We start from the raw sequence: 19,698 nt of genomic DNA on the forward strand, positions 1-19,698 counted from the left end.
CGTGCCAGGGGCAGCGGAGGCAGCCCCTGTCGACCTCGCCCTTCTCCAGCGGCCCGCCCAGGTGGGAGCAGACCCCCACGAGCGCGTGGACCTGGCCGCCGGTGCGGACGACCGCCAGCGGCACCTCGCCGACGTCGACGCGGCTGGGCCTGCCCTCGGGGAAGTCCTCGACCCGGCCGATCTCCTGCCACTCGGAGGGCATCCGGTCGATCAGGTAGTCGGCGCGGTTGGCCCCGCTGGACCGGTAGTAGGACAGGTGGCCGCCGAGCATGCCGCCGACCGCCACCGCGCTCATGCCCATCCCGCCGAGCAGCGCCCCCATCGACTGCTGCCCCCGGGAGCGCGCCAGTGAGGACAGTCCGAACAGCAGGATGCCCGTGCCGTTGGCCAGCGCGTGGACCACGCCGGTGCGCTGCTGGCGCTCGTGCTGCTGGGTCAGGTCCACCCAGCCGGCGACCGCTGTCGGGACGGCCGCGAGCAGGCCGATGTTCACCAGCAGGTGCGCCGAACGGCGCAGCCCGGGGCCGCCGCCCGGCACCATGTCGAGCAGGGTCGCCGACAGCCACGTGCCGATGGGCACCTGCACCAGCAGCGGGTGCGCCGGGTGGCCGATGGGGACGCCGTGCAGCAGGTCACGGGCCTTCCCCTTGGGTATGGCGCGGTCCACCAGTTGCTTGGCGAAGGCCGCGATCCGGTCCAGGTTCTGGATCCGCTCAATCCTGCGGATGGGTTCACCGAGTCTCATGGGCGCCCGGCTACCCGTGAAGCGGTCGGCCGAATCCCCCTGGTCCCCCGTTTCCTCCCGGCCGCCGCGGGCGGCGCCGCCGGGCCGACGTTTGCCCCGGGGGCGTTTCGGTAGGCGGAATCCATGGCAGAAGACCACGTCGTCCCGCCCGCCGCCGTTCCCCGCCCCGTCGGCCCCGACCGGGAGCGGCCGATCCTGCTGGTGCTGCGCGCCCGCGGGATCGGCGGCTTCGCGACCACGGTCCCCGCGCTGCGCGCGCTGGACCGGGCCTTCCCCCGGCACCGCCGCATCCTGGCCGGCCCCGCCTACTACGGCGAGCTGCTCGCGCTGGCCGGCCTGACGTGGGAGGCCGTCGCCACGGACGGCCCGCACCCCCCGCCGTGGGACGGGCTGGACCCGCCGGACCTCGCGGTCGACCTGCACGGCCGCGGCCCGCAGGGTGCCCGCGCGCTGGCCGCGCTGCACCCGAGGCGGCTGTGGACGCACCGCGACGCCGGGGAGACGGCCGTACGGGGACCGGCGTGGGCCGAGGAGCTGCACGAGGTGGACCGGTGGTGCCGTCTGCTCTCCTACCACGGCGTCGTCACCGACCCCGAGGACCTGCGGTGGCCCGCCCCGGTGGGCGGCGCGTCGCCCGCGGGGACGGCCGTGGTCCACCCGGGGGCGTCGTCGGGGGCCCGCCGCTGGCCGGAGCCGCGGTTCGCGGAGGTCGCCCGCCACCTGCGGGGGCGCGGGCTGCGGGTGGTGGTCACCGGTTCGGCGGAGGAGCGCGGGATCGCCGAGCGCGTCGCCCGGGCGGCGGGGCTGGCCCCGCAGGAGGACCTGGCGGGCGCGACCGGGCTGTCCCAGCTCGCCGGGCTCGTGGCGGAGGCGCACCTCGTGGTCTGCGGCGACACCGGGGTGGCACACCTGGCGACCGCCTACGGCACCCCGTCGGTGGTGCTGTTCGGCCCGTCCTCGCCGCGGGTGTGGGGGCCGCGCCTCGACGCCGACCGGCACCGCTGCCTGTGGGCGGGCGCCACGGGCGACCCGCACTCCGACCGCCTCGACCCGGGGCTGGCGTCGATCACCGTCGACGAGGTGGCGGCGGCCTGCGACGACCTGCTGGCCGCGCTCCCCCGCGCGTGGCGGTGAGCCGCCCGGGCCGTCAGCGCGCCCGGCGGGTGCGGGAGCGGTTCTCCTTCTTCAGCGCCTCCACCAGCTCCTCCTTGGTCATGCTGGAGCGGCCGGGGATGTCCAGTTGGCGGGCGCGTTCGTACAGGCGCCTGCGGGGGGCGTTGGCGTCGACCCCCTCGGCGGTCGGGTGGTCCTCGCCCCGCCCGGCGCGGGGGTTGGCCGCCTGCCGGTCCGACGGCCCCCGGGACGGCTTGGGCTCCCAGTGGTCGCCGACCTTCTCGAAGGTGCGTTTCAGCGTGGCGTAGGCGGTGCGGTGGGCGCGCTCCCCCTCGCCGTAGGTCTCCACCGCCGCGTCGTGCGCCTTGGCCCAGGTGCGCCGGGCCTCCTCCGGGGAGCGCCGCAGCGTGCTGGGCATCTCGTCCCTGGCGGGCATGTCCTCACCCTCCTCTGCGCCGCGTCCGGGCCGCGCGGCTCTCACTGCGCTGCTGACCGGCCTCCGCGCGGACAAACATCCCGGCGCATCCGGCGCAGCACGGCGGCCAGCACCCCTCCGTACACCAGGTGCGCGGCCGCCATGGTGGCCGCGCGTCCGGGGGCGTCGCGGTGCGCGGGCGGCTGCACGGTCAGCTTCGGCACCCAGCCCTCGTAGCTGACCAGCCACACGGCCGCCCCGTAGGCCAGGCCGAGCGCGACGCGCGGCCGCCGGCCGCCGGTCAGCAGGCCGAAGACGGCCCCCGCCGCGGAGCCGAAGCCCCAGTGCGCCGCGGTGGTCGCGAGGTTCTCCCCCGGGCGCGGGGTGTGCTCTCCTCCGCCGGGCAGGAACCGGCGGGTCAGCAGCTTCGGCGGCAGCCGTCCGACCCCGCCCTGCTTGCGGGCCGCCGCCATGACGCCGGTCATCGCGGCCGTCGCCGCCGCGCCCGCCGCCGCGCCCTGCGCGGCCGCCGCCACCACTCCCATGCCGTCCTCCACGGTCTCGCCGGGGCCGTGCGCGGCGTGCGCCGCGCCTCGTCCTCGCGCTACCGGACGGCGCGGCGGTCAAACCTCCGCCGCCGTACGTCGGCGTTTGCCCCCGACGCGGTTCGGTAGCGGGGAGGGGGAAGAACCCGCACCGGAGGAGTCACGGGGAGGCAGCAATGGCCCACCACCGCCTCGGCGGCGACACCGTCGAACTGTGGACGCGGTTCCACGAACTGGTCAACATGAACGGCAACGAACTGCGCTCCTGGCTGCTGACCGAAGCGTCGGGCCCGGAGGGCTTCACCTCCGCCCCCTCCCTGGACATCGACGTCACCGGGCGGGACGTCGTCCACGTCCTGGACAAGCGGCGCACCGACCTGACCCCCGAGGACGTGGAGACCATGCGCGCGGTGGTGGAGGAGGTGTCGTCGCTGCTGGTGGAGCCGCACCCGGAGGACGAGAACTGGCGGCGCACCCTGATGAACCTGGGCCACGACCCGCTCAAGCCCTCCTCGCCGCGCCCCGGGGAGGACCCGGACATCGGCGGTGCGGAGTGACCGGCAGCCGCACCGCGCCCGGGCGGTCCGCCGCGGCGCCGCCGTCCCTGCCCCGCCTGTCCCCGGCGGAGCGGGCGCGGGTCGCCGCGGCCCTGCTGGCGCCCCTCGTCGCCCGGGGCGCCGTCGTCCGGCGCCGCGGCGGTGTGGCCGCGGTGGGGGCGCTGGACGCCGACCGCCGCGCGGTGGAGACGCTGCGGCTGCTGCGCGCCGGGTACGGCTCCGGGCCGGTCCGGGCGGACCTGTTCGGCAGGCGCACGGTCCTGCTGCTCACCCCCGGCCAGGTCCGCCGGGTCCTCGACGGCTCGCCCGAACCGTTCACCCCCGCGAACCGGGAGAAGCGGGGCGCGCTGGCACACTTCCAGCCGCACGGGGTGCTCGTCTCCCGGGGGCCCGAACGGGAGCGGCGGCGGGAGTTCACCGAGGCGGCCCTGGACTCCCGCCACCGGGTCCACGCCCTGGCCGACTCCTTCCTCGCGGTCGTCCGCGATGAGGTGGAGATCCTGGACCGCGCCCTGGGCGGCGTCGGCGAACTGACCTGGCCGCGGTGGGCGCCGTCGGTGTGGAACGCGGTCCGGGCGGTCGTGCTGGGCAGGGCGGCCCGCGACGACCGGAGGCTCACCGACCTGCTGGCGCGGCTGCGCTCCGACGCCAACTGGTCCTTCCTGCGGCCGCGGCGCGCACGGCTGCGCGCCCGGTTCGAGGAGCGGCTCCGCGGCCACCTGGACCGGCCCGACCCGCACTGCCTGGCGGGCGCGGCAACCGGGGAGGCGCCGGGCAGCGCCGAGGCGGCCGAGCAGGTGCCGCACTGGCTGTTCGCGTTCGACGCCGCCGTGACCAGCGCCTTCCGCGCGCTCGCGCTGCTCGCCGCCCACCCCTGGCAGGCGGAGGCGGTGCGCGCCGAACTCGACGCGCACAACCCCGCGTCGGTGCAGGGGGTGACCCGGTTGGAGCGGCTGCGGGCCACGGTGCTGGAGGCGGTCCGGCTGTGGCCGACCACGCCGGTCGTCCTGCGGGACAGCACCGCCGCCACCGAGTGGGACGGCGCGGTCGTCCCCGCGGGCACGGCCTTCGTCGTCGTCAGCGCGTTCTTCCACCGCGACCCCGAGCGGCTGCCCTACGCCGACCGGTTCGCGCCGGAGATCTGGCTGGACGGCACCGCCGAGGAGGACGGGCTGGTCCCGTTCAGCGGCGGCCCCGCCGGGTGCCCGGGCCGCAACCTGGTGCTGTTCACGGTCACCGCGCTGCTCGCCGCGCTGCTGGAGCGCCGCGAGGTGCTGCTGGCCGGGCCTGCCGAGCTGCACCCGGGGCGGCCGCTGCCCCACTCCCTCGACCACTTCGCCCTGCGTCTGGCCACCCGCCCGGTGCGGCTGCACGGCACGGGCACTGCCCTCCCGCCGCCGCGGCGGGAGGGCGGCGCCGCCCGGTAGGCGGTCGCCGCCGGGGTCGGCGGGTGCGGTCCGGGCCGCGCCGGGGATCAGCCGATGCCGTACACCCCGTAGGGGCGGCCCAGGACGGGCAGCGCGACGTTGCGCACCCGCACCCCGCCCGGGGTCGTGCCGCACTCGGTGCCCCGGTGGGCGTGCCCGTGCACGGCCAGGTCCACGTCCGAGGCGTCGATCGCCTCGGCCAGCAGGTAGCTGCCGAGGAAGGCGAAGATCTCCGGCGGCTCCCCGGCCAGGGTGTCCTCGACCGGCGAGTAGTGGGTGAGGGCGACGACGGCGTCGGCCTCCAGCGGCTTGAGCGCCCTGCGCAGGCCTTCGGCCGCCTCCCGGGAGTGGCGGACGAAGCTCTTCATCTCCGGTTCGCCGAACTCCGAGGCGCACCGGCCCGGGAAGCCCATGGCGAAGCCCTTGGCCCCGGCGACGCCGAGCCGCCCGCCGGGGCAGTCGACGACCGTGCCCTCCCCCTCCAGCACGGTGACCCCCTCGGCCCGCAGCACCTCGGCGACCGCGTCCGGGGCGTCGGACTGGTAGTCGTGGTTGCCGAGGACCGCGACGACGGGCACCGGCAGGCCGCGGAACTCCTCGGCGACCACGCGGGCCTCCTCGACCGTGCCGTGCTTGGTGAGGTCGCCGGCGAGCAGCAGCACGTCGGCGTCCCCGGCCAGGCCGCCGAGCCGCCGCCGGTAGCGTCCGCGCATCTCCTCGTCGAGGTGCACGTCGCCCACCGCCGCGACGGTGATCATGTCAGTCGCTCCTCTCGGACCGGGCCGTCGAACCGGACCACGGACAGCTCGTCGTGGATGCGGCGGCCCGGCATCCGCTCCCGGGCCACCTCGAGGACCCGGTCCCGCCGCCGCGGGCAGGACACCGAGCCGGACAGGTAGACGTCGTCGCCCGCCACGCGGACCCGGATGCCCTGCTCGGCGGTGCGCGGGTCCTCCGCCAGCGCCTGCTGGAGGTGGCCGGCCGCGTACTGCGGCGGCTCGTGCCGCACGCCGCTGTGCTCCGCGCCGACCACGCCCAACTGGTGCAGCAGCACCAGGAAGGCCCGCGCGTACGGGGAGCCGGCCTCGGCGCGCACCCGCCCCCAGTCGACCTGTTCGCGCAGCGCCCGGGCGGTGGCCAGCGGCCCGGAGAAGTCGCACTCGTGCTCGGTGAGGGCGCGCAGCCGCATGACCAGCAGGTCGGTGGCCTCCATGACGGGCAGGCGCACCGAGTCGACCTGCAACGGCGTGGCGCGGGCCAGTTGGGCGGGCGTGACCGGGGAGTCGGCGGGGCTGTGGATGAGGTCCACCAGGACGTCGCCGTCGTGCGCCTTGACCAGCCAGTCCTCGACGGCGTCGACGGGCCGCAGCCCGGCCTTGGCCAGGACCTCCAGGGCGCGTTCGGCGTCCTCGGGCAGCACCGCGAAGTCGACGTCGTGGCGGGACGGGGGCGCGCCGCGCGCGAACGCCCCGAACCCCCCGGTCAGCGCGAACGGCACTCCGTCGGCCTTGAACGCTCCGGCCACGCGCTTGAGCGTGGTCAGCATGTCCCGGATGTGTGGCTCGTACTCCATCGGAGCGCCCCTCCCGCGCGGCCTCGGGTCTGCGGCGCGTCCCGGGACCGCATGATGCTGCGTGGTCTCCTCCGCTACCGCCGCCGGACCGCTTCAAACCGTCCGGTGTCCGGCCGCTCGGCGGCGGGCGCGGCGGCGTGCTCCCTGCGGCCGGGGGACGCGGCCGCGCTCCTGCTCGGGCCACTGGTTGAGGTCGCGTCCGGCCCGGTCGTTGAGCCGGGTGAGCAGCCGCATCCCCCACCGGTCGGCGCGGGGCGCGGCTTCCAGGCCGGTGGTGGGCCCCTCGGCTCCCGGCCCCGGCAGTGCGCGGTTCATGGTGCGCAGCGCGGCCTGGGTGAGGCCCGGGGCCACGCCGTGCACGGCGGTGGCGGCGCGCGCCATCGGGGTGAGGGTGAGGTGGCGGCGGCCGTGCTGCACGGCGTCGACGATCCGGCGGGCCGCGCGCGCCGCGTTCATCGACACCAGGGGCGCCCCGGCGAGCAGGGAGAACCAGGCGTACTCCAGGGCGGGGCGGCCCGCGTAGCTGGCGCGGACCGTCGACCCGGTGCGCATCAGGCCGGGCACCACGGTGAGCACGCGGATGCCGTCGCGGGTCAGTTCCGCGTCGAGCCCTTCGGAGAGGCCGACCTGGGCGGACTTGGCGCAGGCGTAGGGCAGCAGGTGGGGCGGGCTGATCTTGCCGCCGACGGAGGTGATGTTGACCAGCACCCCGCCGCGCAGGTGCGGTCTGGCCTCGGTGAACACCCACAGGGGCGCCCAGAACATGATCCGCATCGCGTCCTCGAACTCGGCCTCGCCGAGCGAGTCCAGCGGGGCGCTGTGGATGATCCCGGCGTTGTTGACCACGACGTCGAGCCCGCCGAGGCGGTCGACGGCCTCGGCGACCATGGCCCGCACCTGGTCGCGGTCGCGCAGGTCGCAGGTGATGCCGTGGGCCTCGACGCCGAGGGTGCGCAGGTCGGTGACGGCCCGCCGCAGCTCGTCGCCGTTCCTGGCGCACACCGCGACGCGGCAGCCGCGCTCGCCCAGTTCGCGGGCGAGCAGCAGGCCCAGTCCCCGGGTGCCTCCGGTGACCAGTGCCGCCCGGCCGCGCAGCGGGTAGCGGCGGGCGCGGCGGAGCGCGTACCCGGCGGCCGCGGACGCGGCCAGTCCCAGCAGTGCCGTACGTGGTTGCATACCGTCTCCCCGTGGTACGTGGCGCTGAGGAGCTCCACTCACCGATCCCGGCCGGTCCAAACTTCGGCGTGTTGTCACTGGGCAAAACAACTGCCCGGTTTCGGCCGCGTTCGTTCCCACATCGTGATCCCTTGCTTACAGTGGGTGGCGATATCCGGGTCCAAATGGGGACCTACATCCCATCCACCACTTCGGCCCGTTTTGCCGGAAGGACGGCACCGCAGGCCATCCGCTTCCCGCACCGCGACGGAGCCCGGCGGGGCCGCCGACACCGCACCGCCCGAAGTGCGCGGACCACACCCACAGACCCTGCGGGGGACGTTTCGCAATGTCCGTTTCGGTTTCACCCACCGGTTACGGCGCCGACGGCAGACGCAGCGGCCGCGGCCCGTCGGCCCGTCACGCCGACGAGGCCTACCTGCGCCAGACCCGCGAACTGCTCGACGAGCTCGACCGCGTCCGTGAGGACCCGGACGCCCGCGAACGCATCTACCTGAAGCTGACCGAACTGCACGCTCCCGTGGCCCGGCGCATCGCCCGCCAGTACCGCAACCGCGGCGAGCCGGAGGAGGACCTGCGCCAGGTCGCGATGGTCGCCTGTACAACGCCATCCGCAACTTCAACCCCGCCTACGGCAAGGAGTTCATCTCCTACGCGCTGCCGATGATGACCGGCGAGGTCAAGCGGCACTTCCGGGACCGCACCTGGGCGGTGCGGGTGCCGCGCAAGTACCAGGAGCGCCGCGCCGAGCTCAACCGGGTGACCGCCGAGTTCACCCAGCAGCACGGGCGCGCGCCGACCGTGCAGGAGCTGGGCGAGCTGCTGGAGCTGGACGAGGAGGAGACCCTCGAGCTCATCGACGCGGCCCGCGCCTACAGCACGCTCTCGCTGGACGTGCCGTTCGGCCCCGACGACGACGGCGCCACACTGGGCGACACCCTGGGCGGGTTGGACGACGCGCTGGAACGGGTCGTCGACCACGCCGCCCTGCGCCCCGCGCTGGCCTCGCTCTCCCCGCGCGACCGGCGCATCCTGCTGCTCCGGTTCGCCGGGGACAAGACCCAGGCGCAGATCGCGGAGATCGTGGGGCTGTCGCAGATGCACGTCTCGCGGCGGCTCGCGGCCATCCTGGCCACCCTGCGCCGCCAGCTCATGGGCGACAACTGAGACCGGGACCGGGGCGGCGGGGACGCGACCGGCCCCGCCGCCCCGGCGTGCCGCCCCGCCCGCAGCGCCGCGGTCGGCCCTTGGAGGTCAACGGAAAGCTTTCCCCATCCCGCCCCGCCCCGCGTTCGTCCCCGCCCCGTCCGGGTAGCCGTCGCCACTCGAACGCCCGCGACCGGCCGCGCGGGCACCGGAGAAGGGGGCAGAGATGTTCCGTCACGACAAGCGCCTGCAATTCGAGGCCAAGCCGGAGAAGCCCGACCCGCTGTTCGCCCGGAAGCTCCAGGAGCTGATCGGCGGCGCCTACGGCGAGATGACCGTGACCATGCAGTACCTCTTCCAGGGGTGGAACTGCCGCGTGGAGGGCAAGTACAAGGACCTCATCATGGACGTGGCCACCGAGGAGATCGGGCACGTGGAGATGCTCGCCACGATGGTGGCCCGGCTGCTGGAGGGCGCCCCCGCCGAGACCACGGCCGAGGCGGTGAAGGACCCGGCGGTGGCGGCCGTCGTCGGCGGCATGGACGTCCAGCAGGCGATCGTGTCGGGCGGCGGCGCGACCCCGGCCGACTCCTCGGGCACCCCGTGGAACGGCAAGTACATCGTGGCCAGCGGCAACCTGCTGGCCGACTTCTACGCCAACGTCGCCGCCGAGGCGCAGGGGCGGTTGCAGACCGCGCGCCTGTACCACATGACCGACGACCCCGGCGTCAAGGAGATGCTCCGGTTCAACCTCGCCCGCGACACCGTCCACCAGAACCTGTGGCTCGCCGCGATCGAGGAGCTCAAGGAGGACGGCCTGGCGGGGACGATCGCGCCCACCGCCCTGCTCGACGAGGAGAACCAGGAGCACTCCGAGACCGTCTGGGGCCTGTCCGCGGGCGGCGCCGCGGCCCAGGGCGGCTGGCTGCGGCGGCCCGCACCCGACGGGGAGCACCGGCTGCGCTACCTCGACGACCCCGAACCGCTCGGCGGCCCGGCCTCGGCCCCGCCGCCCGACCCCAAGCTGTACGGCACCTTCGACGGCGCCCACCGGGCCCCCGGCCCCCGGCGGAGCCCGACCGACCGGGCCGCGAAGACCGTCGAGTGACGTGCGGTGCGGCGCCGGTCCCGCGGACCGGCGCCGCACGCGCCGGCCGACCCGTACGGCTGACGGAGAGGGAGGACCGGAATGCGAGCGCTCACCTGGCACGGGCCGCGCGACGTGCGCGTGGAGACCGTGCCCGACCCGGCCGTCCAGGAGCCCACCGACGCGGTCATCCGCGTCACCAGCTCCGGACTGTGCGGCTCCGACCTGCACCTGTACGAGGTGATGGCGCCCTTCATGCACGAGGGCGACATCCTCGGCCACGAGCCGATGGGGGTGGTCGAGGAGGTCGGCGAGGAGGTGACCGGCCTGCGCCCGGGCGACCGGGTGGTGGTGCCCTTCCAGATCGCCTGCGGCCGCTGCTTCATGTGCGAGCAGGGCCTACAGACCCAGTGCGAGACCACCCAGGTCCGCGACAGGGGCATGGGCGCCCGGATCTTCGGCTACACCAGCCTCTACGGCTCCGTCCCCGGCGCGCAGGCGGAGTTCCTGCGCGTCCCGCACGCCGACTACGGTCCCGTCAGGGTGCCCGACGGGCCGCCCGACGACCGGTTCCTCTACCTGTCCGACGTGCTGTCCACCGCGTGGCAGGCCGTGCGCTATGCCGCGGTGCCGCCCGGCGGCAGCCTCGCGGTGCTGGGCCTGGGGCCCATCGGCGACATGTGCTGCCGCGTCGCCCGCCACCTCGGCGTCGAGCAGGTCTTCGGGGTGGACCCGGTGCCCGCGCGGCTGGCCCGGGCCGAACAGCACGGGGTGGAGGTCTTCCGGTTCGACGACGACACCGTCGCGGCGATCCGGGACCGCACCGACGGGCGCGGCCCCGACGCCGTCATCGACGCCGTCGGCATGGAGGCGCACGGGGCGCCCGCGGTCCGGACCGCGCAGCGCCTGGCGGCGCTGCTGCCCAGGGCGGCGGGCGCCCGGCTCATGGGCACGGTCGGCATGGACCGGCTCACCGCGCTGTACACCGCGATCGACCTGGTCCGGCGCGGGGGCACCGTCTCCCTGTCCGGGGTCTACGGGGGCGCGGCCGACCCGCTGCCCATGCTCACCCTGTTCGACAAGCAGATCCAGGTGCGCATGGGGCAGGCCAACGTCCGGCGCTGGGCGGACGAGATCCTGCCGCTGCTCACCGACGACGACCCGCTGGGCGTGGACTCCTTCGCCACGCACCGGCTCCCCCTCGACGAGGCGCCGCGCGCCTACGCGGCGTTCCAGCGCAAGTCCGACGGGATGGTCAAGACCCTGTTCCGGCCGTGACCCGCCCCGCGCCGCCCGCTGGGTCCGGGGCGCGCGCCGCCTCCGGCATGCCGCCCCCGTGTCCCCCCTCGGTCCGCCCGTCCGTCCGATCGAGGAGGGGACATGTCATCCACACTCCGGTCCGCCACGGCCAGAGAACCGCTGGAGCGCACCGAGCAGCGGCGGCTGCCCGAGGGGGCGTGGGCGCTGGGCGCGGTCTGCGCGGCGTTCGCCGTCGCGGGCCTCACCCTGGTCCCGCCGTGGCTGGGGCTGGGCTGGGACGAGGTCGTCTACGTCAGCCAGTACGACCCGCGCAACCCCGCCGCGTTCTTCAGCGCGCCCCGGTCGCGGGGCGTCTCGCTGCTGGCCGCGCCGGTGGTGCTGGCCACGGACTCGGTGGTCGCGCTGCGGCTGTGGCTCGCGGCGGCGGGCGCCGCGGCGATGTTCGCGGCGTTCTGGCCGTGGCTGCGGCTGTGGCCGCACGGCTCGGTGGCGCCGCTGGCGGCGGCGGGCTACGCGAGCCTGTGGGTGAGCCTGTTCTACGCGGCCGCGGCCATGCCCAACCACTACACGGCGATGGCCGCGGTGGGCGCGGTCGGCTGGTTCCTGACGGCGGTCCGCGCCCCGGCGTCCCGGGCTGCGCTGCCTGCTCTGGCGGCGATGCTGGCGGTGGCCGGGCTGATGCGCCCCAGCGACGCGTTCTGGCTGGCCGCGCCGCTGGGCCTGGCGGCGCTGGCGGTCCCGGCGTGGCGGCGGGCCCCCCTGGTCGCGGCCGTCGCCGCGGGCGCCCTGGCCGGGGTGGCGCCGTGGCTGGTGGAGGCGGAGCTGTCCTACGGGGGCGTACTGGAGCGGCTGGAGCGGGCCGCCGAGATCCAGGGCGGCACCGGGTGGACGCTCAGCGCGTGGTACGTGCTCACCTCCCTGGACGGGCCGCTGCTGTGCCGCCCCTGCGACGAGGACCTGGTGCGCTGGCCCGCCCTGCTGTGGCCGATCGCGCTGGGGGTGCTGGTGGTGTTCGGGGTGCTGGGCGCACACCGGGAGGGGCGGGGCGCGCTGGGCTGGCTGCCGGTCGCGGTCGCGGCGTCGATGTCCGTCACCTACCTGTTCCTCCTCTCCTACGCGGCCCCGCGCTTCCTGCTGCCGGTCTACGCCCTGCTGGCGCTGCCCGCGGCGGCCGGGCTGCGGGACGCGTGGGCGGCGACGCGCCCGGCGCTGCGCCCCGCGCTGGGCGCCGGGCTGGCCGTGGCGGTCGCCGGGCACCTGCTCATCCAGGGGGCGGTCCTGACGCACTGGGCCACCACCCACCTGGCGGCCCGGCAGGACTACGCGCGGCTCGCCGGTGAGCTGCGGGAGGCGGGGCTGCGCCCGCCCTGCCTGCTCACCGGGGACGACGCGATCCCCGTCGCCTACTACGCGGGGTGCGCCTCGGCCGCGCCGTCGGGCAACAACGCCACGCACTCTCTGGAGGAGCTGCTCGCGCTGGGCCGCACCGTGCCGTTCGGGCTGCTGGTCAAGGACGGTGGTCCGCCCGGCTGGGCGGCCGACTGGAGCGCCCGGCCCGTGGGGCCCGCCGACGACCCCTACGCCTGGGTGCTGTACGTGCCCGAGTGGAGTCCGGCGGCCGGATCCGGTTGAGCGTCCGGGCGGCACGGCCCCGCCCGGACGGCCCGCCCCGGGGGAGTCCCCGGGGCTTTTGCGTGCGCGGGCCGCGGCCCCGCGCGTCCCGCCGCGCCCCGTCGACGGAGACGCCCGTTCCGCACGGTGACGATCCGGGGACCGGTGGTTTCACGGATGCGCGGCGGGCGGGCGGCGCCGAACCGTGTGCGGTGCAGCCGAGGCAAGGGCCGGTCAACGCCGGGTTGCGCTGCCGCGTTCTTTCTTTCCCGAACGGCACGGCCGCATCGGCCCTCCGCGGCCCCCGCGGGTGCGCGGGGGGACCGGACCGTTCGGCTCCCCGCGGCGAACGGCACGGTCCGCCCCGGCACCGGAGTCCGGGGTGTCGGCCCTCGTGACACCTGGACGACATCGCTCACTCTCTGCTGTGATTGTGGAGCGCACTGTCATCGCGTGTCCCGGGCGCGTCCGCACACGCACCTGAAGAACGAGGAACACCGACCATGTCGATCATCACCCCCGGAAGGGCACGTCGCTGCTCTCCCAGGTCACCGCGGTGGTGGCCGCCGCTGCCGCCGCCGTGACCCTGTCCGCCCCGGCCCTGGCCGCCAACCCCTACGAGCGCGGCCCCGACCCGACCCAGGCCTCCCTGGAGGCGTCGCGCGGCCCCTTCCCCGTCAGCGAGGAGCGGGTGTCGTCGCCGGTGAGCGGCTTCGGCGGCGGCACCATCTACTACCCGCAGGAGAACAACACCTACGGCGCGGTCGCCATCTCCCCCGGCTACACCGCCACCCAGTCCTCCGTCGCGTGGCTGGGCGAGCGCATCGCCTCCCACGGCTTCGTGGTCATCACCATCGACACCAACACCACCCTCGACCAGCCGGACAGCCGCGCCGACCAGCTCGAGGCGGCGCTCGACCACATGGTCGACGGGGCCTCCTCGACCGTGCGCAGCCGCATCGACCGCAACCGCCTGGCGGTCATGGGCCACTCCATGGGCGGCGGCGGCACGCTGCGCCTGGCCTCCCGGCGCCCGGACCTGAAGGCCGCGATCCCGCTGACCCCCTGGCACCTCAACAAGTCCTGGTCCAACGTCCAGGTGCCCACCCTGATCATCGGCGCGGAGAACGACACCGTCGCCCCGGTCGCCCTGCACGCCGAGCCGTCCTACACCAGCATCCCCACCTCCACCCGCAAGGCCTACCTGGAGCTCAACGGGGCGAGCCACTTCGCGCCGAGCGTCGCCAACGCCACCATCGGGATGTACGGCGTCGCCTGGCTCAAGCGCTTCGTCGACGAGGACACCCGCTACACCCGGTTCCTCTGCCCCGGCCCGCGCACCGGCCTGTTCAGCGACGTCGAGGAGTACCGCTCCACCTGCCCGTTCTAGGACACGGCTCCTTGCTCCCCGCCCGGCGGCGGTCGCGCTCTGCGGCCGCCGCCGGCCGTTTCGCGTCCGGCCTCCACCGCCCTCCCGCGGCCCGTGGAGCCGACGGCGCCCGTCCCCGCGGGGGCGGACACTGGTGGTTTCACGGATTCACCGTAACTGTTTCATGACACATAGTGGCAACACGGTCGAGACGAGGAGTTCACACCCCCATCTCCTCGCCGAACCTGCCGGGCGGCCCCGTCCGGGAGGTGCGGTACCCGGGCCGGGCGACCCGGCCCGCCCGTCGGCCGCGGCCGCCGTGTCCCCCGCGGTGCCGGACCGTTCGGCTCCCCACGGCGAACGGCACGGTCCCGGCACCGGCCGTGGTCCGGGCAGGGTTCCGCGCTCTCGGGCACCGCCGCCTGCTCCGTCGTCGGGCGGAACCTCCCCGGCACGCGCCGCGTGCGGGCCGGGACCGGTTCCCGAACACGAAGAGGAACAGAGTATGTCTGTCACCACCCCCCGCCGGAGGACCCCGCTGCTCTCCCGGGTCCTCCGCACCGCCGCGGTGGCCGCCACCGCCGCCGCGTCCGTCCTGGCCCTGTCCGCTCCGGCCCAGGCCGCCAACCCCTACGAGCGCGGCCCCAACCCGACCCAGGCCCTCCTGGAGGCGCGCAGCGGCCCCTTCTCCGTCAGCAGCGAGCGCGCCTGGCGCCTGGGCTCGGACGGCTTCGGCGGCGGCACCATCTACTACCCGCGGGAGAACAACACCTACGGCGCGGTCGCCATCTCCCCCGGCTACACCGGCACCCAGGCGTCGGTCGCGTGGCTGGGCGAGCGCATCGCCTCCCACGGCTTCGTGGTCATCACCATCGACACCAACACCACCCTCGACCAGCCGGACAGCCGCGCCCGCCAGTTGGACGCCGCGCTCGACCACATGCTCAACGACGCGTCGTCCGCGGTGCGCAGCCGCATCGACCGCAACCGCCTGGCGGTCATGGGCCACTCCATGGGCGGCGGCGGCACGCTGCGCCTGGCCTCGCAGCGCCCGGACCTGAAGGCCGCGATCCCGCTGACCCCCTGGCACCTCAACAAGTCCTGGTCCAACGTCCAGGTGCCCACCCTGATCATCGGGGCCGACCTGGACACGATCGCCCCGGTGCTCACGCACGCCGAGCCGTTCTACAACAGCATCCCCACCTCCACCCGCAAGGCCTACCTGGAGCTGGACGGCGCCACCCACTTCGCGCCGAACATCACCAACTCCACGATCGGCATGTACAGCGTCGCCTGGCTCAAGCGCTTCGTCGACGAGGACACCCGCTACACCCAGTTCCTCTGCCCCGGCCCGCGCACCGGCCTGTTCAGCGACGTCGAGGAGTACCGCTCCACCTGCCCGTTCTAGGACAGCACCGGCCCCCAGCGGGGCCTCTGGTCCCCTTCACTCCGGTGGCGGCCACGGCTGTGGCCGCCACCGGCCGTTCGGTCAGCCTCCGGCCGCCGTCACTTCCGTTCGGGGACGTCCTGTTCGACGGTGGTCGACGCGTACGGGTGGTGCAGGTCGAAGGCGGGACGCTCGGAGCGGATGCGCGGCAGCGAGGTGAAGTTGTGCCGCGGCGGCGGGCAGGAGGTCGCCCACTCCAGGGACGCGCCGTAGCCCCACGGGTCGTCCACGGTCACCTTCGGCGCCTTCTTGTGGGTGATCCAGACGTTCCAGAGGAAGACCAGGGTCGAGGCGCCCAGGACGAAGGAGCCCACGGACGAGATCTGGTTGAGCAGGGTGAAGCCGTCGCTGGGCAGGTAGTCGGCGTAGCGCCGCGGCATGCCCTCGGCCCCCAGCCAGTGCTGCACCAGGAAGGTGGCGTGGAAGCCGAAGAACAGCGTCCAGAAGTGCCACTTGGCCAGCGTCTCGTTGAGCATCTTCCCGGTGAGCTTGGGCCACCAGAAGTAGAAGCCCGCGAACATCGCGAACACCACGGTGCCGAAGAGCGTGTAGTGGAAGTGGGCCACCACGAAGTAGGAGTCGGCGGTGTGGAAGTCCATCGGCGGCGACGCGAGCATGATCCCGGTCAGGCCGCCGAACAGGAAGGTGACCAGGAAGCCGATGATGAACAGCATCGGCGACTCGAAGGAGAGCTGGCCGCGCCACATGGTGCCGATCCAGTTGAAGAACTTCACGCCGGTGGGCACCGCGATGAGGAAGGTCATGAAGGAGAAGAACGGCAGCAGCACCGCGCCGGTGGGGAACATGTGGTGCGCCCACACCGTGATCGACAGGCCGGCGATGGCCAGGGTGGCGCCGATGAGGCTCTTGTAGCCGAAGATCGGCTTGCGGCTGAACACCGGCAGGATCTCGGTGGCGATGCCGAAGAACGGCAGCGCGATGATGTAGACCTCCGGGTGGCCGAAGAACCAGAACAGGTGCTGGTAGAGGATCGGGCCGCCGTGCGAGGGGTCGTAGACGTGGGTGCCCAGGATCCGGTCGGTGAGCAGGGCGATGAAGGCCGCGGTGAGCACCGGGAAGACGAGCAGGATCAGCACGGCGGTCAGCGCGATGTTCCAGGTGAAGACCGGCATCCGGAACATGGTCATGCCGGGGGCGCGCATGGCCAGGATCGTGGTGAGGAAGTTGACCGCACCCAGGATCGAGGAGAGGCCGGTCAGCGCCAGTCCGAGGATCCACAGGTCGCCGCCGAGACCGGGCGAGCGCACCGCGTCCGCCAGCGGCACGTAGGCGAACCAGCCGAAGCTCGCCGCGCCGCCCGGGGTGAAGAACCCGGAGACCGCGATCAGGCTGCCGAACAGGAACAGGTAGTACCCGAACTGGTTGAGCCGGGGGAAGGCCACGTCCGGCGCGCCGATCTGCAACGGCACCAGCACGTTCGCGAACCCGACGAACAGCGGGGTCGCGAACATCAGCAGCATCACCGTGCCGTGCATGGTGAACAACTGGTTGTAGGTCTCGTTGTTCATCAACTGCATGCCGGGGAGCATCAGCTCCGCGCGGATCAGCAGCGCCATGACGCCGGCGACGACGAAGAACACGAACGAGGTGATCAGGTACAGGTTCCCGATCACCTTGTGGTCGGTCGACGTCAGCCAGTCGACGATCTTCGATCCGGGGCGTGCCCGGACAGACGGCTTCGGAGCCGTCGCGACCTGTGTGGTGGCCACGAATTCATCTCCCCTTCGAGTCGACCGCCTCGTCCCGGGGGTGCCCGACGGGACTCCGCCGGGACGCGCCATGCTCCAGAAGACAGGCAGCGACCAGCAAAAAGTTAATGCACAAATACTTGGCGCACTAATTACTTGTAGGATGCTACACAGGGTCCGAGGGGACCCTCATTGGGGGTGAGGATTGTGAGCGGCGGCGACTCCGGCACGGGCGATCCGCTGTCCCTGGACAACCAGGTCTGCTTCGCACTGACGGTCGCGGCACGCAACATCGTCGCGCTCTACCGCCCGGTGCTGGCCCCGCTCGGCCTGACCCACCCGCAGTACCTGGTGATGCTCGCGCTGTGGCAGTCGGCCCCCCTGTCGGTCAAGGAGCTGGCCGTCCTGCTGGAGCTGGACTCCGCGACCCTCTCCCCGCTGCTCAAGCGCCTGGAGGCGGCGGGCCTGGTGCGCCGGGGGCGCGACCCCGAGGACGAGCGGCGGCTCGTGGTGACCCTCACCCCGGCCGGACGCGAGATGCGCGAGCGGGCCCGGGACATCCCCGAGCGGATCATGCGCCTGCTGGGCATGGACGCCGAGGAGCTCCAGCAGCTCAACTCCGTGCTCACCCGGCTCAGCACGGCGGCGGCCGCCGCCGACCCCGCCGACTCCTGAGCCGAGCATCCCGCCTCCCCTCCGGGCGTCCCGCCGAGTTCCCGCCCCGGTGTCCGCACTCGGAACCACCGGGATAACATCCACGCTATCAATTAGTGCACAAATGGTTTGGGCACTAAGTCCCAGATCGGACGGGACTTTCGACCCGGTGGGGTAGCGGGTCCCGGAGGGGAGGAAAGAGCATGGCGAACCGACTGGCGAAGACGGCGCCCACCACCCGGGTCGCCCTGCCGAAAGGGGTCGTCTTCTGCGTGTTCCTGACCGTTCCGGCGCTGGTGACCGGCTGGATGTGGTCCGGGAACCCGCTGTGGGCGGTCGCCGCCGGGGCGGTCGCGGTCCTCGCCTTCGCGGTGACCGCTCTCGTCTACCGGAGCGACGGCAGGAGCGGGCCGGGCCGCCGGACCGTGGAACTGTACGGCGGCCCCCTCGACGGCGAGCTCCTGGACCTGTCCACGGTGCCCGAGGAGCAGCTCGTGCGGGGAGTCGTCACCCTGCCCGTCCGCGGCGGCGGCACCTCCCGCTACGCCCAGGACCCCTCGGGCGTCCTGCGCCACGTGGGCGGCTGCTGAGCACGGCCGGATCCGCCGCCGTCGGCGGGTGCGGCGGGGCAGTGCCGCGGCGGCCGGGAGGGGAGGCCCGGCGGGGCCGAGCCCGCCCCTCGTCCGGACAGCGCCGTGCGGCCGTGTCCCCTGCCGTCCGCTCGCGGGCGCGGGGTCGGGCCGGGGCCGGGAACGTGAAACCCCGGACGCGCCCGGGGCCTGGCTCCTAGGCTGGAAGCGCGATCCACCAGCGGCAGAAAGCAGACCCCCATGAACGACGCTGCCCGCGAGTCCATCGGTGTGCGCATCGCCCGCGCCAGGAAGCGCCGCGGCCTCACCCAGCACGGCCTGGCCGCCCGCTGCCACTACTCCCGCTCCCACATCGCCCAGGTGGAAAAGGGCCACAAGGTCGCCACCCCCGCCTTCGTCGCCGCCGCCGCGGCCGCCCTCGCCGTCGACCCCTCCGAGCTGTACGGGCAGCCCTACCGCGGCGACACCCCCCGCGACGACCAGGTCCACGCCGCCATCCCGGAACTCCGCCGCGCCCTGACCGCCGTCGACGCTCCCCCCGATCTCGACGCCCCGCCCCGCGACCTCGACCAGCTCGCCGCCGAGGTCGCCGTGCTGCGCCGCGACTCGCTGGCGGCCCGGCACAGCCGCGTCGGCGCCCGCCTTCCCGCGGTACTGGTGGAACTCGCCGTGCACGCCCACGCCAGCGGATCGCCGCGCGCCTGGCGCCTGCTCAACTCCGCCCAGGCCGTCGCCGCCTCGCTGGCCCGCAGGCTCGGTTACACCGATCTCGCGTCCGTCGCCATCAAGGACGCGGCCGTCGCCGCGGACCGCTCCGACGACCCGAACCTTCCGCGGCTGGCGCTGCTGTCGCGGGCGCTGCTGATGATGACCATCGGCGCGTGGGAGCCAGGGCTGGCACTGGTGCGGCGCGCCGGGGAGGGTCTGGACACCACCGCCCCGGCGGGCCTGGCCGTGTACGGAGCCCTGCACCTGCGCTCGGCGGTGCTGTCCGCGCGCAGCACCGCCGCGGGACACCCCGGCCCGCAGGACGCGTGGGACCACTACGAGCAGGCCCGCGAGATCGCCGCGCGGCTTCCGGCGCGTGCGCCGGACTTCTACGCGCTCCAGTTCAACCCCACCAACGTGGCGATCCACGGGGCCGCGGTCGCCGTGGAGCTGCGCGACTACGACGAGGCGGTGCGCAGGGACGCCGAACTCGCCCCGCGGTTGCGCCGTCCGGGGCTGCCCGCGGAGCGGCGCGCCCACCACGAAATCGACATGTCCCGGGCCTT

20 protein-coding genes are annotated in these 19,698 nt (G+C 74.4%); 13 read left to right on the top strand and 7 right to left on the bottom strand.

All coding sequences use genetic code 11. From position 1 onward, the window contains the following. On the bottom strand, positions 1–745 hold a 745-nt coding region (locus tag AC529_RS00490; RefSeq protein ID WP_068752961.1), incomplete at its 3' end, for a Rieske (2Fe-2S) protein. A 123-nt stretch (positions 746–868) separates the two neighbouring features. Here AC529_RS00490 and AC529_RS00495 point away from each other — a divergent pair. Then, positions 869–1,879 carry a glycosyltransferase family 9 protein gene (locus tag AC529_RS00495; protein ID WP_068752962.1) on the top strand — a complete coding sequence of 337 codons (1,011 nt, stop codon included), beginning with the start codon at positions 869–871 and terminating at the stop codon, positions 1,877–1,879. Positions 1,880–1,892: 13 nt separating this feature from the next. Here the strand turns inward: AC529_RS00495 and AC529_RS00500 are convergent, their stop codons facing one another. Continuing rightward, on the bottom strand, positions 1,893–2,294 hold the full coding sequence (locus AC529_RS00500) for a ChaB family protein (protein WP_068752963.1): 402 nt from the start codon (positions 2,292–2,294) through the stop codon (positions 1,893–1,895). 41 nt (positions 2,295–2,335) lie between these two features. After that, complete coding sequence (locus tag AC529_RS00505) at positions 2,336–2,818, bottom strand: hypothetical protein (protein WP_068752964.1); 483 nt, start codon at positions 2,816–2,818, stop codon at positions 2,336–2,338. 176 nt (positions 2,819–2,994) lie between these two features. On the opposite strand from AC529_RS00505, the gene AC529_RS00510 reads away from it, so the two are divergent. Together AC529_RS00510 and AC529_RS00515 are read left to right on the top strand one after the other, a co-directional pair. Next, a complete protein-coding gene (locus AC529_RS00510) occupies positions 2,995–3,375 on the top strand; it encodes a DUF3140 domain-containing protein (RefSeq protein ID WP_068752965.1) in 381 nt (126 codons plus the stop codon). Beyond that, the gene (locus tag AC529_RS00515) at positions 3,372–4,802 is read left to right on the top strand and encodes a cytochrome P450 (RefSeq protein WP_232306515.1); all 1,431 of its coding nucleotides are present in this window, start codon (positions 3,372–3,374) and stop codon (positions 4,800–4,802) included. The genes AC529_RS00510 and AC529_RS00515 overlap by 4 nt, the downstream gene beginning before the upstream one ends. A 47-nt stretch (positions 4,803–4,849) precedes the next feature. Here the strand turns inward: AC529_RS00515 and AC529_RS00520 are convergent, their stop codons facing one another. The 3 genes from AC529_RS00520 to AC529_RS00530 all read right to left on the bottom strand — a co-directional run bounded on the left by AC529_RS00520 (position 4,850) and on the right by AC529_RS00530 (position 7,551). Beyond that, a complete protein-coding gene (locus AC529_RS00520) occupies positions 4,850–5,560 on the bottom strand; it encodes a metallophosphoesterase family protein (RefSeq protein WP_068752966.1) in 711 nt (236 codons plus the stop codon). After that, positions 5,557–6,375, bottom strand: a complete 819-nt coding sequence (locus tag AC529_RS00525) for a nucleotidyltransferase family protein (protein WP_068752967.1) — start codon at positions 6,373–6,375, stop codon at positions 5,557–5,559. The genes AC529_RS00520 and AC529_RS00525 overlap by 4 nt, the downstream gene beginning before the upstream one ends. Positions 6,376–6,468: 93 nt before the next feature. After that, positions 6,469–7,551: an SDR family NAD(P)-dependent oxidoreductase gene (locus tag AC529_RS00530; protein WP_068752968.1), complete on the bottom strand. Its 1,083-nt coding sequence runs from the start codon at positions 7,549–7,551 to the stop codon at positions 6,469–6,471. 328 nt (positions 7,552–7,879) lie between these two features. Here AC529_RS00530 and AC529_RS20695 point away from each other — a divergent pair, with 328 nt between their 5' ends. The 7 genes from AC529_RS20695 to AC529_RS00560 all read left to right on the top strand — a co-directional run bounded on the left by AC529_RS20695 (position 7,880) and on the right by AC529_RS00560 (position 15,432). After that, a complete protein-coding gene (locus AC529_RS20695) occupies positions 7,880–8,218 on the top strand; it encodes a hypothetical protein (protein ID WP_232306516.1) in 339 nt (112 codons plus the stop codon). Further along, a complete protein-coding gene (locus AC529_RS20700) occupies positions 8,197–8,718 on the top strand; it encodes a sigma-70 family RNA polymerase sigma factor (protein ID WP_232306596.1) in 522 nt (173 codons plus the stop codon). Before AC529_RS20695 ends, AC529_RS20700 begins: the two co-directional genes overlap by 22 nt. A 205-nt stretch (positions 8,719–8,923) precedes the next feature. Further along, the gene (locus AC529_RS00540) at positions 8,924–9,805 is read left to right on the top strand and encodes a manganese catalase (protein ID WP_068752969.1); all 882 of its coding nucleotides are present in this window, start codon (positions 8,924–8,926) and stop codon (positions 9,803–9,805) included. 81 nt (positions 9,806–9,886) lie between these two features. Continuing rightward, entirely contained in the window at positions 9,887–11,062 is a 1,176-nt protein-coding gene (locus AC529_RS00545; protein WP_068752970.1) for an alcohol dehydrogenase catalytic domain-containing protein, read from the top strand. A 102-nt stretch (positions 11,063–11,164) separates the two neighbouring features. Then, positions 11,165–12,676 carry a hypothetical protein gene (locus tag AC529_RS00550; protein WP_068752971.1) on the top strand — a complete coding sequence of 504 codons (1,512 nt, stop codon included), beginning with the start codon at positions 11,165–11,167 and terminating at the stop codon, positions 12,674–12,676. Between the two features lie 535 nt (positions 12,677–13,211). Further along, the gene (locus AC529_RS00555; RefSeq protein WP_232306517.1) at positions 13,212–14,045 is read left to right on the top strand and encodes a cutinase/poly(ethylene terephthalate) hydrolase; all 834 of its coding nucleotides are present in this window, start codon (positions 13,212–13,214) and stop codon (positions 14,043–14,045) included. 484 nt (positions 14,046–14,529) lie between these two features. After that, a complete protein-coding gene (locus AC529_RS00560; protein WP_068752972.1) occupies positions 14,530–15,432 on the top strand; it encodes a cutinase/poly(ethylene terephthalate) hydrolase in 903 nt (300 codons plus the stop codon). Between the two features lie 98 nt (positions 15,433–15,530). Here the strand turns inward: AC529_RS00560 and ctaD are convergent, their stop codons facing one another. After that, positions 15,531–17,201, bottom strand: coding sequence for an aa3-type cytochrome oxidase subunit I (gene ctaD / locus AC529_RS00565; protein WP_068752973.1), 1,671 nt, complete (start codon positions 17,199–17,201; stop codon positions 15,531–15,533). A gap of 171 nt (positions 17,202–17,372) precedes the next feature. Here ctaD and AC529_RS00570 point away from each other — a divergent pair, with 171 nt between their 5' ends. The 3 genes from AC529_RS00570 to AC529_RS00580 form a co-directional block, all read left to right on the top strand. Further along, positions 17,373–17,855, top strand: coding sequence for a MarR family winged helix-turn-helix transcriptional regulator (locus tag AC529_RS00570; RefSeq protein ID WP_068752974.1), 483 nt, complete (start codon positions 17,373–17,375; stop codon positions 17,853–17,855). Between the two features lie 182 nt (positions 17,856–18,037). Then, the gene (locus AC529_RS00575; protein ID WP_068752975.1) at positions 18,038–18,424 is read left to right on the top strand and encodes a hypothetical protein; all 387 of its coding nucleotides are present in this window, start codon (positions 18,038–18,040) and stop codon (positions 18,422–18,424) included. Positions 18,425–18,664: 240 nt separating this feature from the next. Next, positions 18,665–19,698 (top strand): helix-turn-helix domain-containing protein (locus AC529_RS00580; RefSeq protein ID WP_068752976.1); only part of this gene is annotated, 1,034 nt, incomplete at its 3' end.

This window comes from Thermobifida cellulosilytica TB100 (assembly GCF_001517975.1).
Taxonomy (GTDB): domain Bacteria; phylum Actinomycetota; class Actinomycetes; order Streptosporangiales; family Streptosporangiaceae; genus Thermobifida; species Thermobifida cellulosilytica.

Excerpts from the sequence above, each read along its gene's own strand:
- AC529_RS00495 (WP_068752962.1), top strand. The coding sequence starts at position 869 with ATGGCAGAAGACCACGTCGTCCCGCCCGCCGCCGTTCCCCGCCCCGTC.
- AC529_RS00500 (WP_068752963.1), bottom strand. The coding sequence starts at position 2,294 with ATGCCCGCCAGGGACGAGATGCCCAGCACGCTGCGGCGCTCCCCGGAG.
- AC529_RS00505 (WP_068752964.1), bottom strand. The coding sequence starts at position 2,818 with ATGGGAGTGGTGGCGGCGGCCGCGCAGGGCGCGGCGGCGGGCGCGGCG.
- AC529_RS00510 (WP_068752965.1), top strand. The coding sequence starts at position 2,995 with ATGGCCCACCACCGCCTCGGCGGCGACACCGTCGAACTGTGGACGCGG.
- AC529_RS00520 (WP_068752966.1), bottom strand. The coding sequence starts at position 5,560 with ATGATCACCGTCGCGGCGGTGGGCGACGTGCACCTCGACGAGGAGATG.
- AC529_RS00525 (WP_068752967.1), bottom strand. The coding sequence starts at position 6,375 with ATGGAGTACGAGCCACACATCCGGGACATGCTGACCACGCTCAAGCGC.
- AC529_RS00530 (WP_068752968.1), bottom strand. The coding sequence starts at position 7,551 with ATGCAACCACGTACGGCACTGCTGGGACTGGCCGCGTCCGCGGCCGCC.
- AC529_RS20695 (WP_232306516.1), top strand. The coding sequence starts at position 7,880 with ATGTCCGTTTCGGTTTCACCCACCGGTTACGGCGCCGACGGCAGACGC.
- AC529_RS00540 (WP_068752969.1), top strand. The coding sequence starts at position 8,924 with ATGTTCCGTCACGACAAGCGCCTGCAATTCGAGGCCAAGCCGGAGAAG.
- AC529_RS00545 (WP_068752970.1), top strand. The coding sequence starts at position 9,887 with ATGCGAGCGCTCACCTGGCACGGGCCGCGCGACGTGCGCGTGGAGACC.
- AC529_RS00550 (WP_068752971.1), top strand. The coding sequence starts at position 11,165 with ATGTCATCCACACTCCGGTCCGCCACGGCCAGAGAACCGCTGGAGCGC.
- AC529_RS00560 (WP_068752972.1), top strand. The coding sequence starts at position 14,530 with ATGTCTGTCACCACCCCCCGCCGGAGGACCCCGCTGCTCTCCCGGGTC.
- AC529_RS00575 (WP_068752975.1), top strand. The coding sequence starts at position 18,038 with ATGGCGAACCGACTGGCGAAGACGGCGCCCACCACCCGGGTCGCCCTG.